Below are 15,212 nucleotides of genomic sequence, written 5' to 3' on the forward strand. Positions count from 1 at the left end.
CTTTCGCTTGTGCGCGGTGTGATTGTCGGCCAATATTATTGACATGACTGTCAGTAATACCGCCTATCATCACCCCATACCCCGCAATACCCAGTTTGAGCCGATGAGCCTTCCGGCCATGCTGGAACGCAGCGTCCGCGCCAATCCTGACGCGCCGTTCCTGCATTTTCTGGGACGCACTTACAGCTACAAACAGATTTTCGCGCAGGCGCAGGCTTTTGCGCTGGGACTGTCCCAAGCGGGTATCGGCAAGGGCGACCGCGTCGGGCTGTTCCTGCCCAATATGCCGATCTACGCCTCAGCCTATTACGGCGCGATGATGGCGGGCGCGGTGGTGGTGAACTTCTCGCCGCTCTATTCGGTCGAGGAATTGAGCTGGCAGGTCGGCGATTCCGGAACGCGGGTTCTGGTAACTGTTGACGTTCCCGAACTTTACAAGACCGCCAAGAAGGTGCTTGACGGGTCCGAACTGGAAACGCTGGTCGTCGGTAGCCTTGCCGACATGCTTCCCTGGTACAAGGGCGCGGCGCTGAAACTGCTGAAGCGCAGTCAGATTGCCGATGTCGCTTATGGTCCCAAGACCCGCAGCTGGTCCGACATGACCCCGCGCGGCAATTTTGCCGGGCCCACGATCACCGCAGCTGACCTTGCTCTGCTGCAATACACCGGGGGCACCACCGGGCGGCCCAAGGGCGCGATGCTGGGGCATGATCAGTTGTCGGTCAACGCGCAGCAGGTCGCGGGGCTCAATCCCTTTGGCAATGCGCGGGACGAAGTGTTCATGGGGGCGCTGCCGTTCTTCCATGTGTTCGCCAACACCGCGCTGCTCAACCATGCCTGTGTGACCGGCGCATCGATCGCGATGGTGCCGCGGTTCGAAGCCAAGCAGGTGCTGGAAACGATCCAGAAATACCGCTGCACCGGCTTTCCCGGCGTGCCGACAATGTTTCAGGCGATGCTCGATCACCCCGATCTTGCCAAGACTGACCTCAGCAGCCTTAAGGTCTGCATCTCGGGCGGGGCGCCGATGCCCGGCCCCGTTCATGTCCGTTTCGAAGAGGCGACCGGCGTGCGGCTGGTCGAAGGCTATGGTCTGACCGAAAGCGCCGGCGTGGTGTCGGCCAACCCCTATGACGGGTTCCGCAAGCGCGGCACCATCGGCCAGCTGGTCGCGGGGACCGAGGTGATCCTGCTCGACAAGGAAGACCCGACCAAGCTCGCCCCCGAAGGCGAACCGGGCGAGCTGGCGGTCTGCGGCCCGCAGGTGATGCGCGGCTATTGGAACCGGCCCGAAAACGATGCCGATTGCTTTGCCGAACGCGATGGCAAACGTTACCTGCGCACCGGCGATGTCGCACGCGAAGATGCGGACGGGTTCCTCGAAATCGTCGACCGGATCAAGGACATGATCGCGGTTGGTGGGTTCAAGGTCTTCCCCAGCGTGGTTGAGGACGTAATCCTTGAACACCCGGCGGTAAAGGAGGCGCTGGTGATCGGCGTGCCTGAAGAATACCGGGGCGAAGTGCCGCGGGCCTATGTCACGCTGAACGATGATGCATCCGCTTCGGCGGAAGAACTGGGCGCCTGGCTCAATGGCAGGATCGGCAAGCACGAACGCGTCGATAGGGTAGTGATCCGCGAAAGCCTGCCCAAGACCATGATCGGCAAACTCGATCGCAAGGCCCTGCGCGCCGAGGTGCTTTGACCTCTGGCGGGAATCGCGGCCAATGTTTCACGTGAAACATTGGCCGATGATCGAAGCCCTATTCGGCGGCCACGGCGGTTGCCGGCACAGCTTTGACCGCCTGCCGGGCATTGGGGGCGAAGCGTCCGTCGACTTCGGCACCCTGTTCGATGGTCAGCGCATCGTAATGCACATCGCCATCGATCCGCGCCGATTTGAGGATCACCAGTTCGCGTGCGGTGATCGAACCCGATACCTTGCCCGCCAAACGCGCGCTTTCGGCAATCACCGCGCCGCTGATGATGCTTTTTTCACCCTGCACCAGGCTGGCGCAGGTGATGTCGCCATCGATCGTACCGTCGATATGCAGATCGGCCGATGCATTGATGTTGCCAGTGATCGTCACATCGGCACCGATGACGGAAAAGGTCGAACCCGAAGCCATGGTGTTGTTCCTACTTGCGGACCGCGACGGCGGCGGCGGCGGTGCGGCCGGATCGGCCACGGCGGACTTCTTTGAGAACATCGGGGGCAGCCTCCAGGAACGGGCGCGGATTGACCGCGCGGTCATTGATGCGAACTTCAAAATGCAGGTGCGGGCCAGTGGATCGGCCCGTGCTGCCGAGCCCGCCGATGGTGGTGCCCGCAGCAATTTGCTGACCAACCGCCACATCGATCCGCGACAAGTGCGCGTAACGGGTCAGCATGCCGTTGCCATGCGTGATCTCGATCGCTTGACCATAGCCTGACTTCGTCCCGGCAAAGGTTACACGGCCCGTCGCTGCGGCATAGATCGGCGATCCGGTCGCCCCGCGAAAATCGATGCCCGCATGCATCGCGCCGCGATTGTTGAAGGGATCGCGCCGATAGCCAAAGCCAGAGGTGATGTTTTCGACGCTGGCAGGCACAACCTGCGGAATACCATCCAGCGCCCGTTCCAGCACGGCCATACGAGCAAGGCTGAGGCCCAGACGCTCGAACCGCGGATCGATGCTCGTGCCGCCAGCGACAGGTTCAAACGGGCCGCCCATCGCCTGCCGGGTTTCACGGCTGAGAAGTGTGGGATCAAGATCAAGCTTGCGCATCGCGGCTTCGGCGCGGAGCGCGCGGGCATCGGCAAAGCGGGTGAGGCGTTCGACAAAGGCCAGCTGCCGCGCTTCGATTTCGGCAAGGCCGCGGGCCTGCGGGATCAGCGCGCCAACCTTTTCGATGGTCTTTGCAGCTTCGGTGGCCGAATCGCTCACCGTACCGCTGGCACCGCCTTCTGCGACGATGTCTTCTGGCAGCATCCGCGCCATTTCATCGAGAAACGCCTGGCGTTGCTGAAGATCATCCACCACCTTGTCGAGATCGCCGCCATAGGCCTTGATCCGTTCATCGGTGGTGGCGACACGCGCCTTTTCTGCGGCAAATGAGGCAAGGTCAGCCTCGGCGCGGTATTGGCCCCACGCCATGACAAGCAGCGCGATCAGCCACAGCAGCACAAAGGCCGCAACCGCGGCGGCAACGCGCATCTGAAGCTTCGCGGAGATCTTGATGAAACGCACCTGACCATCGGCACGCATGAAAAATTCGCGGTCGGGAAACAGCTCACGTAGCCGTTCACCCCGCGTTTTAGCGGACTTTGTTTCTGACACCTGCGGCCCCGATTTTATTATCTATGCCCCACGGACAGGTGCGCTAACAGCGGTGTGGCGGCGGGTCGAATCGGAACTTGACTTTACAGACGAGGTGACAGGGAATCGCGGCGAATTGATCATCGTTTGCATAAGAACGATGGAACAAAACCGGATGGCCGATTTGAAGGCCCCTGAAAGCGCCCGGCGAATCGTCTATCCTGACAGCGCGGCCTATCAATGCTAGAGCTGCGCGCCATGACATATCAAGCACAAGACACCCGCACCCTCGATCCCGAAACCCTGGTTCCCGATATGGCGCGCGCTGCGCGGCAGGCGCAGCGGGCGCTGGCTGCAATGTCCAGCGCCGACCGTGCCGCTGCATTGCATCTAGCGGCGCAGGCGGTGCGCGATGCCGCGCCCGCCATCCTGACCGCCAACGCCAAGGACATCGCCGCCGGAGAAGCCAATGGCCTGGCAGGCGCGATGCTCGACCGGCTTGCGCTGGACGAGTCGCGGCTGGCCGCCATCGCCGATGCGGTGGACGCGGTGGCCGATTTGCCCGATCCGGTGGGCGAGATTATCGATACAGCGGCACGGCCCAACGGTCTGAAGATGCAGCGCATTCGCGTGCCGATCGGGGTTATCGGGATCATTTACGAAAGCCGTCCGAATGTCACCGCCGATGCCGCGGCGCTGTGCGTGCGGGCGGGGAATGCCGCTGTACTGCGCGGTGGCAGCGAGGCGGTGCATTCCAACCGTGCGCTTCACGCTGCGCTGGTTTCCGGGCTGGAACGCGGGGGCGTGCCGGCTGACGCGGTGCAACTGATGCCCTCGCAAGACCGCGCCTGCGTGGGGGCGATGCTGACGGCGAGCGGGCTGATCGACATGATCGTGCCACGCGGCGGCAAAAGCCTTGTGGCGCGGGTGCAGGCCGATGCCCGCGTGCCCGTGCTCGCGCATCTTGATGGGATTTGCCACACCTATATCCACGCAGCCGCCGATCCCGACATGGCAGAGCGGATCGCGCTCAATGCCAAGCTGCGCCGAACCGGGATTTGCGGCGCGATGGAAACGCTGCTGATCGATTCGGCCTATCCCCAGGCGGCCGCGATGGTTGCGGCTCTGATCGACAAGGGTTGCGAAGTGCGCGGCGATGGACGTGCCCGTGCGCTAGATCGGCGGGTAATCGCTGCCACTGCCGAGGATTGGGATACCGAATATCTCGACGCCGTGCTGTCTGTCGCCATCGTGGACGGGCTGGACGAGGCGCTGGCGCATATTTCCCGCCATTCATCGGCGCACACCGATGTGATCGTGACCGCGGACGAAGCCGCGGCCGAACGTTTTCTGGGCGAAGTCGACAGTGCCATCGTGATGCACAACACCTCGTCCCAGTTCGCTGACGGGGGCGAGTTTGGTCTGGGTGCAGAAATTGGCATCGCCACCGGGCGATTGCACGCGCGCGGGCCTGTCGCTCTGGAAGGGCTGACAACCTACAAGTGGCAGGTGCGCGGCGCTGGCCAGACACGCGCCTGATCCTTGCCGCCGCCTCCGCATCTTACCGGACTGCTCGGCGGGAGCTTCAACCCCGCGCACGGTGGGCACCGGCGTATCACGCTGTTCGCTGCTGAGGCGCTGGGGCTTGATGAAACATGGTGGCTGGTTTCTCCGGGCAATCCGCTCAAACCGCGTGCGGGCATGGCGCCGCTTGCCGCCCGATTGCTGTCAGCGCGCAAGCAGGCGCGGCGCGCGCGAATCGTGCCCACCGCGATCGAACAGCAACTGGGTACGCGCTACACCGCTGAAACGCTTGCCAGATTGACCCGCCGGTATCCCCGGCGTCGGTTTATGTGGCTGATGGGATCGGACAATCTCGCCCAGTTGCACCGTTGGAAGGACTGGCGGAAGCTGGCGCGGACAATGCCGATTGCGGTTATCGCCCGTCCCGGCTATGATGGACGCGCTATGACGAGCCCCGCCATGGCCTGGCTCAGACGCTATCGTGTGTCTGCGGCCAGTATTCGGAAACGGGGGCAATGGAGCGCACCAGCCCTGGTGTTATTGCGTTTCGATCCAGATCATCGCTCGGCCACGGCTATTCGCCGTGCACATGCCGGGTGGGCCGACGCCTTGCTTGGTCAGGGTGTGGATGGAAAGAAACGAGGTGCCACGGTGCGTGACCGGCTGACATTCCGCAAGCTCCGGCAAGAGGCCGAGGCATGAAGCGCGCAGGCGTTTCGGCCCGCTATCCTGCCCGTTTGCGTGATGCAGACACCATTGACCTTATACTCTGGAGGTACCCGATTGCCCATGTCCGAGGCCCATATCGCTTCCTTGCCGCTTGGCGCAGTGCAAGCTGCGGCCGCTACCGCCCCATCGCAGGGCACGTCTGAGATGGGGTCTGATTCCCTGCATCAGCTCGTGCTTGCCCAGCTTGACGATGATCAGGCACAGGAAGTCGTGTCGATCCCGCTTGAAGGCAAAAGCTCGGTCGCCGATCATATGGTGATCGCCAGCGGCCGTTCGACGCGTCAGGTCGCTTCGATGGCGCAGAAGCTGGCCGAACAGATCAAGAAGGCGGGCTTCGGCCATGCCCGGATCGAAGGCCTGCCCGCTGCTGACTGGGTGCTGATCGACGCAGGCGACGTGGTCGTTCACCTGTTCCGTCCCGAAGTGCGCACCTTCTACAATCTTGAACGCATGTGGTCGTTCGAGGGTGGGGAGCCGCAGCAGGGCAGGGCGTAATTCGTTTTTCGCTCGCCCTTCCGGGCGAGCGTCCTCGGTGCGCTTCCGTCACTGCGCGACGGAGCACCTGCGGGCGGCCGGTCGGCCTTGCGGACCGGTGCGGACCGTCTGGCCCTTTGTTGTCGAGGTTCATTTTTATCCTCCTTCACATCATCGCGCGCGGGAAGATTGGCCGGTCGCCTGAAGGCGAGCTGGTGGATCGCTATGCCAAGCGCATGACATGGCCTTTCAAGCTGACCGAATGGCCTGATACCGGCGCGGGCAAGGTGGCGGACGCCATGACGCCGTCGCGCACTGTGCTGCTCGATGAACGCGGCAAGGCGATGAGTTCGGAGGATCTGGCGCATCTGCTAGGCCGGTGGCGCGATGAAGGCGTGCGCGAAACGCGCTTCCTGCTGGGCGCCGCAGATGGCCATTCCGATGCCGAACGCGCTGGCGCCGATCTGCTGCTTGCCTTCGGCCCTGCCACCTGGCCGCACATGCTGGCCCGTGCGATGCTGAGCGAACAGCTCTACCGCGCCACCACAATCCTTGCCGGGCACCCTTATCATCGGGCATGACACCGCGATGCGTCGTCCGCTGATCCTGTCCTGTCTTGCCGTGGTGGGCCTTGGGGCAGGCTTGATGGCAAATCTGCCCGTCACGGTCGCCGCGCCAACCGCACTGCTGCTGGACCCCGATGATGCGGAGGCGGCGCTGTCGCGTGCCACCCGCGAAAGCCGGATTGCCGAAGCCCGCGCTGCGCGTCTGACCCGCGCTGCCGAGGACGCCACCGAAGCGGCAATCCGCACCGCGAGCGAAGCCGCCGCGCTTGCCGCGCAAATCCAGCAGGCCGAAGCCGATATCGAAATTGCCCGCGCCCGGCTGACCATCGCCCGTAAAGCCCGCGCCGATCTGACCGCCCAGCTGGCCGAACGGCAGGAACCCACCGCACGGCTTGCCGCCGCGTTGCAAACCGCAGCGCGGCGACCACTGGTGCTGGCCGCGCTGCAACCTGGATCACTGACCGACGTAGTTCACGTCCGCGCCGTGCTGGGCAGCGCGGTGCCGCAGATCCGCGCACGCACCGCGACGCTGCGCAGCGAACTGGCCCGCGGCCGCGCACTGGAAGCACAAGGCGCAAGGGCGCTTGCCCAGATGCGCGAAGGGGAGGGCGCCCTGCGCGAGCGACGGGCGGCGCTGGCCGCGCTCGAAAACCGCCAGCGCATTGCGTCACGCAGCGCGCGCGGGGCGGCGCTGCGCGAAGCCGAACGCGCGCTGGCGTTTGCCGAAGAGGCGCGCGATCTGGATGGTCTGGTCGACAAGCTGGGCGAAGTGGCGGCGCTGCGACAGGAACTTGCCGCATTGCCCGGCCCGGTGCTGCGCCCGGCCGATATGACCAGCGCAGCGCTGCAGGAACCCGGCCCCGTACCCCGTCCGATACAAGCACCCAGAACCGCGCCGCCGCCGCGTGATTTTCAGCTTCCCGTGCAGGGGCGCACGCTTGTCGGGTTCGGCGCTAAGCGTGCAAGCGGCCTTGCCAGCACCGGGATCAGCCTTGCACCGGCGCGCGATGCGCAGGTGGTGGCACCCGCCCGCGGACGGGTGGCCTTTGCGGGCGCCTATCGCGGGTTCGGGCGCATCGTCATCATCGAACACGATGGCGGCTGGACGAGCCTTGTCACAGGGCTTGACCGGGTCGAGGTCGCGGTGGGCGATACCGTTATAGGCGGCAGTCCGATCGGCCGTGCCAGCGGCGGAGTGCAGCCGGTCACGATCGAACTGCGGCGCGACGGGATACCGGTCAACCCCGTGCAATATGTGCGATAGGCGCCGCTGCGCGCTTGCAACCTGGTCTGACGGTCTCATCTGGCGTTCAGGCCGCCGATCCTATACCTTAGCGGACAAAGGAGCCTTGAACGCCTCATGAAAATCGCCGCCCTCCTGCGCAGCGCCGCGCTGGTCACTGCTGTCGCGCTGATCCCTGCCACCACTGTCACCATGGCGCAGGTCGATGGCCGCGCCGGGCCGGAATTTGCCAAGCTGTTCGCGGTGTTCCAGCGGGTAAAGGCAAGTTACGTCGAACCGGTTGAGGATGACGTGCTGATCCGCGGCGCGATCGATGGGATGCTGGCCGCGCTCGATCCGCATTCGGCCTATCTGGATGGCAATGATCTGCAGCGACTCGAAACGATGATCGACGGGCAATATTCGGGTCTGGGCCTGTCGGTCGTGATGGAGGACGGGGCGGTCAAGGTCGTCTCGCCATTCCGCGGCAGTCCGGCTGAAACCGCCGGGATCAAGGCCGGCGATTTCATCACGCATCTCGATGGCAAGCTGATCGTCGATCAGAAGCTGGACGATGCCGTGGCGCAGATGCGGGGGCCCAAGGGCACGTCGATCCAGCTCACGATCTTCCGTCCGGGCCGCGAAGAGCCGCTGGAAGTGAACGTGACCCGCGGTGTGATCGAGCTGGAGCCTGTCACGCACGAAGTGTCGGCGGGCAATATCGGCATCATCACGGTCAACGAGTTCAGTGCCAATGTCGGCGCGGATGTCTTTGCCGCCTGGCAGGATATCAAGAAGCAGGCTCCCGGTGGGCGGGTCAACGGCCTGGTGCTCGATCTGCGCAACAACCCCGGCGGCAGCCTGGACGAATCGGTCGCTCTGTCCGATCTGTTCCTGACCGATGGCCGGATCGTCAGCCAGCGCGGTCGCGCGCGGGGCGAAACGATGCTCTACGATGCCGAGACGGTTTATCGCGGCGACATGGCAGAAGGCGTGCCGATGATCGTGCTGATCAATGCAGGGTCAGCCTCGGCCTCGGAAATCGTCGCGGGCGCGCTGCAGGATCACCGCCGCGCGCTGATCATGGGGGAGCGTAGCTTTGGCAAGGGTTCGGTCCAGTCGCTGCTGCCGCTGGGCAATGATGCGGCACTGAAGCTCACCACCGCGCGCTATTTTACCCCGGCAGGCAAATCGGTGCAGGAAGGCGGGATCCGGCCCGACATCACCGTGCCGCAGATATCCGATCCCGATTATGCGCTGCGCCAGAAATATCAGACCCGCGAAAGCGATCTGCGCGGGCATTTGATCAACGAGCTTGCGATCAAGGACGAAGAGATGGAGGCCGACAAGATTTCGGACCCCCGTTTCCAGCAGACCGCGGCGCAGCTTGAAGATCAGGGGATCAAGGATTTCCAGCTGAACTACGCGATGGACACGTTGCGGCGCGCCACCAAGAGCACGGTCGCCCTGCGCCCGGCGCCGCGGCGCGGTTCGTCATCGGCCAAGCGTTAAGGCAGCCATGATGCACAATCCGGGGGCAAACACCCGAAGGGCCCGCGTGCTTGCCGTGCTGGTCCCGGCGGCCCTGCTGGGCGGGGCCTATGTGTCGCAATACGGCTTTGGCCTGTACCCGTGCGAAATGTGCTGGTGGCAGCGTTATCCGCATTTTGCCGCGCTGGGTCTGGGCCTGATGGCCTATGTGCTGAAGCCTGCACAGGTTTGGACGGCGCTGGCGGGGTTGGCGATCCTGACCTCCGGGCTGATCGGCGGGTTTCACGCAGGCGTCGAATACGGCTGGTGGGAAGGCATCACCGCCTGCACCGCTCCGATGGCCGGGGTCGACGTGCTGGACTTCAACGCCGCGCCGCTGATCCGCTGCGATGTGGCGCCATGGACCCTGGGAAGCATATCGCTGGCCGGGTTCAATTTCCTGATTTCGACGGTGAGCGGTGCGGCCATTTTGGCACTGGCCGCGTATAGAAAATAAGACCCCGGCGACGGGGACGTACAAAGGGAACGCAGATATGAACCGCGACGCACTCCATCGGATGATTCGGGTCGATCAGGCCGGCGAATTTGGCGCGACCCGAATTTACGAAGGCCAGCTGGCCGTGATGGGCGATCGCGGGCCGCATTCGGCCGAAATTCGCCACATGGCCGCGCAGGAAGCCGAACACCGAGCCAAGTTCGATGCGCTGCTGGCGCGGCGCGGCGTGCGCCCCACGGCGCTGCATCCGATCTGGTCGGCGGCAGGTTACGGGCTGGGCGCTTTCACCGCGCTGCTTGGGCCCGAAGCCGCAATGGCCTGCACCGCGGCGGTCGAGACCGAGATCGACAAGCATTACACCGATCAGCTCGACGCGCTGCAAGCCAGCGGCGCCGATCCCGAACTGGCGGAAATGATCGAAACCTTCCGCGATGAAGAGCGTGAGCATCTCGATTCGGCGATGGCCAACGGTGCCGAACGCGCTCCTGCCTACCCGCTGTTGGCGGGCGCTATTCGTTTGGGGTGCCGCATCGCGATCAAGGTGAGTGAGCGTATTTGATTTTCGCGCGCCCTTGCCGTCGCTACGCGGTCGAGACGCTGGCCATCGGCTTAGGCTAAAGGCTCCAGTAAACCAGCCCTTCCGGCAAAGCGCCGCGGTCCAGCGCGCTTTTCACGTCCACCAGAACCCCCCCATCTCGCAGGCGTGCGGTAAGATCGGCGGGCTGCGCGATGTATTGCGCATGGTTCACCGCCAGCACCAGTGCATCAAGCTGGGTGAGGTCTTCGGGCGGGCTTAGCGTGATGCCATATTCATGCGCCGCCGCCGCCGGATCGGCCAGAGGATCGCTGACCAGCGCCGCGATGCCGTATTCGCGCAGTTCGGCAAGAATGTCGGGCACCTTGGAATTGCGGATGTCGGGCACGTCCTGCTTGAAGGTCAGCCCCATGACGCCAACCCGCGCCCGGCAGGGGGACACACCCTGTCCAATCAGCAGTTTGACCACCTTTTGCGCGATCGCCTGCCCCATCGAATCATTGATGCGGCGTCCAGCCAGAATCACTTCGGGCCGGTAGCCCAGCTTTTCCGCCGCCGCGGTCAGGTAGAAGGGATCGACCCCGATACAGTGCCCGCCGACAAGGCCCGGGGTAAAGGGCAGGAAGTTCCACTTCGTCCCCGCTGCCGCCAACACATCGCGGGTGGAAAGGTCCATGCGATCGAAGATCAGCGCGATTTCGTTCATCAGCGCGATGTTGAGATCGCGTTGGGTGTTCTCGATCACCTTGGCGGCTTCGGCCACCTTGATCGAAGGTGCTTCGTGCAGCCCCGCATCGACAACCGCGCCATAGACACTGCGCATCCGCGCCAGCGCGCCCGCGCTGTCGGCGGCGATAATCTTTGTGATGGTTTCGAGCCGGTGGATCGTATCGCCGGGGTTGATGCGTTCCGGGCTGTACCCCAGCGCGAAATCACGCCCCTGCGTCAGCCCCGAAGCCTGCGCCAGCCAGGGGCCGCAGATGTCTTCGGTCACGCCGGGAAACACGGTCGATTCGAATACCACCAGCGTGCCCGGTTGCAACCGCGGGCCAATCGTTTCGCAGGCACGTTGCAGAGGAGTCAGATCGGGGCGGCGTTCTTCGGTGATCGGGGTCGGCACGGTGACGATAATCAGGCTGGCATCTTCCATCACCGCCGGATCATCGCTGACGGCAAGGCCGCATGACGCCAGCCGCGCATCGTCGATCTCACGGGTGGCATCATACCCTGCGCAAAGCTGCGCGATGCGGGCTGCTGCAATGTCAAAGCCGCTGACCTTGACGCCGTGCGGTCCAAGCCGTTCCGCCAACGCCACGGCAACCGGCAGACCGACATAGCCCAGACCTACAACTGCGATTCTTTCGTCCATGCGCCCCCATAGGCCCGTAGGGTTCAATTTTTCGCTAACCGCACGGACCTTGCCGCTTCACCGGCGGTTCAGCCCTGTGACACTAGACAAACAGCACCGGTCGCGGCCATTGCCCGGTAAGACATTTCGCGTGTGACATCCCGCACGACCACGAAGGATATACGTGCCATGAAGCATCTCGTCGCCCCCGCCCTGATCGCTGCCCTTGCTGCAGGGACGAGCCCGGCCGCCGCGCAAAGCGCCGACGAAAAGATCAACATGGTGATCGCTTACAGCGAATCGGATTGTCCTGTCGCGCAACCCGGCGAAGTGGTGGTGTGCGAAATCCTGGTCGAGGAGGAACGGTATCGCATCCCGTCGAACCTGCGTTATTCGGACAATCCGGCCAATCAGTCGCTGGCGCGGCAGGTCGATCAGATCAAGTATGTCGGTGATTTCGGCGCGATGAGTTGTTCACCGGCAGGTGCAGGCGGCTTTACCGGCTGCACCCAGAAGTTCATCGAAGCCGCCTACAAGGACCGCGCTGAGGCAGACGGCGTGCGTTTTGGCCTGCTGATCGAGGAAGCCCGCGCCGAACGCCTGTCCACCATCGATGCCGATGCCGCTGCCGAACAGGAACGGGTCGAGATGATCGAACGCGAATATATGGAACGGCTTGAACGCGAACGCGCGGCTGAACTTCCCAGCGAAGGCGCGCTGCCGCCCCCGCCGCAGTAAGAATCAGACCCGGTAATAATCACGATACCAAGCCACGAAGCGCGCCACGCCTTCGCGGAACGGGGTTTGCGGCGCATAGCCGGTCAGGGATTGCAGCAGGCAGGCATCGGCCCAGGTCGCGGGCACATCGCCTTGCTGCATCGGCATGAAGTTCTTCACCGCCTCGCGCCCGCATTCTTCTTCGATCGCGGTGATGAAGTCCATCAGGCGCACCTTGTCGCCATTGCCGATATTGACCACACGGAACGGCGCGGCGGGCGACAGGCTGTCGCCAGACGCGATGTCCTCCGGCGTGTCTGGCCGCACCGGCGCTGCATCGATCAGCAGGCGGATACCGCGCACCAGATCGGCGACATAGGTGAAGTCGCGGTACATCTCGCCATTGTTGTAAATGTCGATCGGCGTCCCTTCGAGGATGCCGCGGGTGAACTTGAACAATGCCATGTCGGGCCGCCCCCACGGGCCGTAGACCGTGAAGAAGCGGAACATCGTTGTCGGCAGATCCCACAGGTGCGCGTAGGAATGCGCCATCGCCTCGTTCGCCTTCTTCGTCGCGGCATAAAGCGTGAGGGGGGTATCGACCTTCTGCCCTTCATCGAACGGCATCTGCGTGTTCGCGCCGTACACCGATGATGTGGACGCCATCAGCAGATGTTCGACCCCCAGTTCGCGCGCGCATTCCATCACGTTGAAGGTGCCGATGACGTTGGCATCGATATAGGCGCGGGGATTTTCAAGCGAATAGCGCACGCCTGCCTGCGCCGCCAGATGCACGATCACATCAGGCCGTTCCGCCACTGCCAGCGCGTGCAGCGTATCGAAATCTTCCAGCATGCCTTCGCGACAGGAAAAATGCGGGTGCTGCAACAGCATCTGGTGGCGGCGCTGCTTGATCCGCACGTCGTAGTAATCGGTCATCCCGTCAAAGCCGACGACGCGAAAACCTTCGTCCAGCAGTAATTGCGAAAGGTGAAAGCCGATAAATCCGGCTGATCCTGTAACAAGAACGGTGCGCATGTCGGAGCCTTCCGGAAAGTGCTGCGGTACCGTGCGCTATGGGCGAAGCGTTACGGGGTCAAGAACGCGGCAGCTTTGCCGGGTCTGGGGACCGCTTGGCGCGCCCTGCTGCAAATGCGATTGCGGTAGTGGAAATGATCGGGCCCAGCCAATCCGCTATCTGGTCGGCATTCTGCCAGACGCGCGGGTCAAACACCGCATGCCATGGCATATCGGCGCGTAGTCCGCCGCCAAATTGCTCAATCCAGCGATACTCCGCCTGCGCCATTTCGCGGCCCGTGAAATAGCCCGTTGCCAACGCGGCACCCGCCCACCAGTTGCCTGTGCGCAAGCCGATGATCATCTGGATTGCGAGCGCAAAAATAGTGTGTTCGAAAAGGCTCAGGCTGGTCATGTGCTCGCGCTCCGCCGCATTTGTCGCCGATGCTGGTCGGAATACTGCAAGCTCAGTCGGGCAACAACTTGCGCCCATCGAAGCGGGCAACGGCGTGGGTGACCACCTTGTCGAGTGCCTCGTCCGAAAAGAATCCCCCGGGTATCAGGCAGTGCTCGATCAAAACTCGGCGAAAGGCGCGGAACGTTTCCGCATCGGGCGGCGTTGGAGCGGTCCAGAAGCGATCAAGCCCATTCTGACATGTCAGATCAGGCAAATCATAAATTGCCTTGCCAAGCACCACTACAGGAATCCCCCGTGCCAGGCCCAAAGTCCCGCTGGTGCTGTTGATCGTTACCATCCCGCACGCACGCTGTGCGATCGCTTCGATGTCGCCCCACGCCAGATAGTCGACCCGACCTTCAATCCCGAACCTTTTGGCAAGATCAGCTGTTTCGAGCTGCCAGTCACGCACCCCATTGTCGAGCGGGTGTTCCTTTACCACCAAACGTGTATTGGCCGGTGCATGTTCGGCGAAGGATTGCAGCACGACCTTTAGCGCTTCGATAATGCCGGAGAAGGGCGAATGCAGCCGGATTTGCGCGTCTGAATCAAGTTGAAGCGGAAACAGAAAATAAGGTGCATCCTGCCCTGACAGCCGGGCAATCAATTTTTCCCCCTGTTCGCGCCGTTCATCTCGGCGGTTCAACTTGCGTGCCCAGCCAATGCCTTCGACCAGCGGATGCCATGGTCGGTGGGTACGCCAGCCGGGATAGCGCCAGCGTGTCAGGACATCGGCGACATTGTACCATAGTCCTTCGGCCGCCCGGCGCCGGAATGACGAAGGCACCTTGTTGTGCTCTGGCACAGGTGGCAGTTCGGCTGCCACTTCGCGGTACCATTGGGGGTCGCGCGGCAGCAGGCTGTGGCCATTTACGCCGCCGATCTCCATTGTCACCCAATCGGGACGCACATAGCCTTCCTCAAACACCCACACGGTCAGTGCTCGCTCCCGGCACACTGCGAGTGCTGCTGTGTGATGATCGCGGCAATCGCCGAACAACATCACATCAGTGATGTTGTGGGCATCCAGCAACCGGGCCAAGGCTGCGGGCCATTCATCCAGCGTCCCGCGAAAGTCGACCCCATTGGGGAGCCGCCAGAAGGCACGGTCGCCGCCGTTAAAATTGACCTTGAAGACATCGTGGCCGGACTTGCGCAGGCCTGCTCCAAGCCTTTGAAAAAACGGGCCCATAAGACCCTGCAGCAGCAACACGCGGCGCTGCGTTTGTGTTGGTTGAAGCGCGTTTGACGACGGCAGGATCGGTTCAGCAGTCACAAGAATTCGCAGGATCATTCGATAGGTGCGGGATAGGCGTGTGCTTGTCTAAGCGTCTCG

The 15,212-nt window shown here is 63.3% G+C and carries 16 protein-coding genes; 10 read left to right on the top strand and 6 right to left on the bottom strand.

The window, feature by feature from the left end:
• Window positions 1-43: 43 nt before the first annotated feature.
• A complete protein-coding gene (locus SJY33_RS12105; protein ID WP_379923019.1) occupies window positions 44-1,705 on the top strand; it encodes a long-chain fatty acid--CoA ligase in 1,662 nt (553 codons plus the stop codon).
• Window positions 1,706-1,763: 58 nt separating this feature from the next.
• Here the strand turns inward: SJY33_RS12105 and SJY33_RS12110 are convergent, their stop codons facing one another.
• Both SJY33_RS12110 and SJY33_RS12115 read right to left on the bottom strand, forming a co-directional pair.
• Window positions 1,764-2,129, bottom strand: a complete 366-nt coding sequence (locus SJY33_RS12110; RefSeq protein ID WP_379923020.1) for a polymer-forming cytoskeletal protein — start codon at window positions 2,127-2,129, stop codon at window positions 1,764-1,766.
• Window positions 2,130-2,139: 10 nt separating this feature from the next.
• Window positions 2,140-3,321 (bottom strand): M23 family metallopeptidase, encoded by a 1,182-nt coding sequence (locus SJY33_RS12115; RefSeq protein WP_379923021.1) that lies wholly within the window; start codon window positions 3,319-3,321, stop codon window positions 2,140-2,142.
• A 237-nt stretch (window positions 3,322-3,558) separates the two neighbouring features.
• Between SJY33_RS12115 and SJY33_RS12120 the strand changes: the two genes are divergently transcribed.
• From SJY33_RS12120 to SJY33_RS12155, 8 genes are all read left to right on the top strand, one after another.
• The gene (locus tag SJY33_RS12120) at window positions 3,559-4,839 is read left to right on the top strand and encodes a glutamate-5-semialdehyde dehydrogenase (RefSeq protein ID WP_379923022.1); all 1,281 of its coding nucleotides are present in this window, start codon (window positions 3,559-3,561) and stop codon (window positions 4,837-4,839) included.
• Between the two features lie 3 nt (window positions 4,840-4,842).
• On the top strand, window positions 4,843-5,526 hold the full coding sequence (locus SJY33_RS12125) for a nicotinate-nucleotide adenylyltransferase (protein WP_379923023.1): 684 nt from the start codon (window positions 4,843-4,845) through the stop codon (window positions 5,524-5,526).
• A 171-nt stretch (window positions 5,527-5,697) separates the two neighbouring features.
• Window positions 5,698-6,048 carry a ribosome silencing factor gene (gene rsfS / locus SJY33_RS12130; RefSeq protein WP_379923024.1) on the top strand — a complete coding sequence of 117 codons (351 nt, stop codon included), beginning with the start codon at window positions 5,698-5,700 and terminating at the stop codon, window positions 6,046-6,048.
• A 137-nt stretch (window positions 6,049-6,185) separates the two neighbouring features.
• Window positions 6,186-6,608, top strand: coding sequence for a 23S rRNA (pseudouridine(1915)-N(3))-methyltransferase RlmH (locus SJY33_RS12135; protein ID WP_379923590.1), 423 nt, complete (start codon window positions 6,186-6,188; stop codon window positions 6,606-6,608).
• Window positions 6,580-7,857 carry a murein hydrolase activator EnvC family protein gene (locus SJY33_RS12140; RefSeq protein WP_379923025.1) on the top strand — a complete coding sequence of 426 codons (1,278 nt, stop codon included), beginning with the start codon at window positions 6,580-6,582 and terminating at the stop codon, window positions 7,855-7,857. Before SJY33_RS12135 ends, SJY33_RS12140 begins: the two co-directional genes overlap by 29 nt.
• Before the next feature lie 96 nt (window positions 7,858-7,953).
• Entirely contained in the window at window positions 7,954-9,327 is a 1,374-nt protein-coding gene (locus tag SJY33_RS12145; protein WP_379923026.1) for a S41 family peptidase, read from the top strand.
• A 7-nt stretch (window positions 9,328-9,334) separates the two neighbouring features.
• The gene (locus SJY33_RS12150) at window positions 9,335-9,802 is read left to right on the top strand and encodes a disulfide bond formation protein B (RefSeq protein WP_379923028.1); all 468 of its coding nucleotides are present in this window, start codon (window positions 9,335-9,337) and stop codon (window positions 9,800-9,802) included.
• A 37-nt stretch (window positions 9,803-9,839) separates the two neighbouring features.
• A complete protein-coding gene (locus SJY33_RS12155) occupies window positions 9,840-10,361 on the top strand; it encodes a demethoxyubiquinone hydroxylase family protein (RefSeq protein WP_379923029.1) in 522 nt (173 codons plus the stop codon).
• Between the two features lie 55 nt (window positions 10,362-10,416).
• Here SJY33_RS12155 and SJY33_RS12160 read toward each other — a convergent pair whose 3' ends face one another.
• Window positions 10,417-11,706, bottom strand: coding sequence for a nucleotide sugar dehydrogenase (locus SJY33_RS12160; RefSeq protein WP_379923030.1), 1,290 nt, complete (start codon window positions 11,704-11,706; stop codon window positions 10,417-10,419).
• 168 nt (window positions 11,707-11,874) lie between these two features.
• Here SJY33_RS12160 and SJY33_RS12165 point away from each other — a divergent pair, with 168 nt between their 5' ends.
• Window positions 11,875-12,423, top strand: a complete 549-nt coding sequence (locus SJY33_RS12165; RefSeq protein WP_379923031.1) for a hypothetical protein — start codon at window positions 11,875-11,877, stop codon at window positions 12,421-12,423.
• 3 nt (window positions 12,424-12,426) lie between these two features.
• Here the strand turns inward: SJY33_RS12165 and SJY33_RS12170 are convergent, their stop codons facing one another.
• The 3 genes from SJY33_RS12170 to SJY33_RS12180 are packed head-to-tail and all read right to left on the bottom strand — an operon-like array spanning window position 12,427 to window position 15,170.
• Window positions 12,427-13,440, bottom strand: coding sequence for an NAD-dependent epimerase/dehydratase family protein (locus SJY33_RS12170; protein ID WP_379923032.1), 1,014 nt, complete (start codon window positions 13,438-13,440; stop codon window positions 12,427-12,429).
• A gap of 58 nt (window positions 13,441-13,498) precedes the next feature.
• Window positions 13,499-13,834: a hypothetical protein gene (locus SJY33_RS12175; protein ID WP_379923033.1), complete on the bottom strand. Its 336-nt coding sequence runs from the start codon at window positions 13,832-13,834 to the stop codon at window positions 13,499-13,501.
• 52 nt (window positions 13,835-13,886) lie between these two features.
• Window positions 13,887-15,170 carry a capsule biosynthesis protein gene (locus SJY33_RS12180; RefSeq protein WP_379923034.1) on the bottom strand — a complete coding sequence of 428 codons (1,284 nt, stop codon included), beginning with the start codon at window positions 15,168-15,170 and terminating at the stop codon, window positions 13,887-13,889.
• Window positions 15,171-15,212: the final 42 nt, after the last annotated feature.

Source organism: Erythrobacter sp. R86502, assembly GCF_042466465.1.
Classification (GTDB): domain Bacteria; phylum Pseudomonadota; class Alphaproteobacteria; order Sphingomonadales; family Sphingomonadaceae; genus Erythrobacter.

Coding starts and splice junctions, on each gene's coding strand:
- SJY33_RS12105 (WP_379923019.1), top strand. CDS start 44: ATGACTGTCAGTAATACCGCCTATCATCACCCCATACCCCGCAATACC.
- SJY33_RS12110 (WP_379923020.1), bottom strand. CDS start 2,129: ATGGCTTCGGGTTCGACCTTTTCCGTCATCGGTGCCGATGTGACGATC.
- SJY33_RS12120 (WP_379923022.1), top strand. CDS start 3,559: ATGACATATCAAGCACAAGACACCCGCACCCTCGATCCCGAAACCCTG.
- rsfS (WP_379923024.1), top strand. CDS start 5,698: ATGGGGTCTGATTCCCTGCATCAGCTCGTGCTTGCCCAGCTTGACGAT.
- SJY33_RS12145 (WP_379923026.1), top strand. CDS start 7,954: ATGAAAATCGCCGCCCTCCTGCGCAGCGCCGCGCTGGTCACTGCTGTC.
- SJY33_RS12150 (WP_379923028.1), top strand. CDS start 9,335: ATGATGCACAATCCGGGGGCAAACACCCGAAGGGCCCGCGTGCTTGCC.
- SJY33_RS12155 (WP_379923029.1), top strand. CDS start 9,840: ATGAACCGCGACGCACTCCATCGGATGATTCGGGTCGATCAGGCCGGC.
- SJY33_RS12160 (WP_379923030.1), bottom strand. CDS start 11,706: ATGGACGAAAGAATCGCAGTTGTAGGTCTGGGCTATGTCGGTCTGCCG.
- SJY33_RS12165 (WP_379923031.1), top strand. CDS start 11,875: ATGAAGCATCTCGTCGCCCCCGCCCTGATCGCTGCCCTTGCTGCAGGG.
- SJY33_RS12170 (WP_379923032.1), bottom strand. CDS start 13,440: ATGCGCACCGTTCTTGTTACAGGATCAGCCGGATTTATCGGCTTTCAC.
- SJY33_RS12175 (WP_379923033.1), bottom strand. CDS start 13,834: ATGACCAGCCTGAGCCTTTTCGAACACACTATTTTTGCGCTCGCAATC.
- SJY33_RS12180 (WP_379923034.1), bottom strand. CDS start 15,170: ATGATCCTGCGAATTCTTGTGACTGCTGAACCGATCCTGCCGTCGTCA.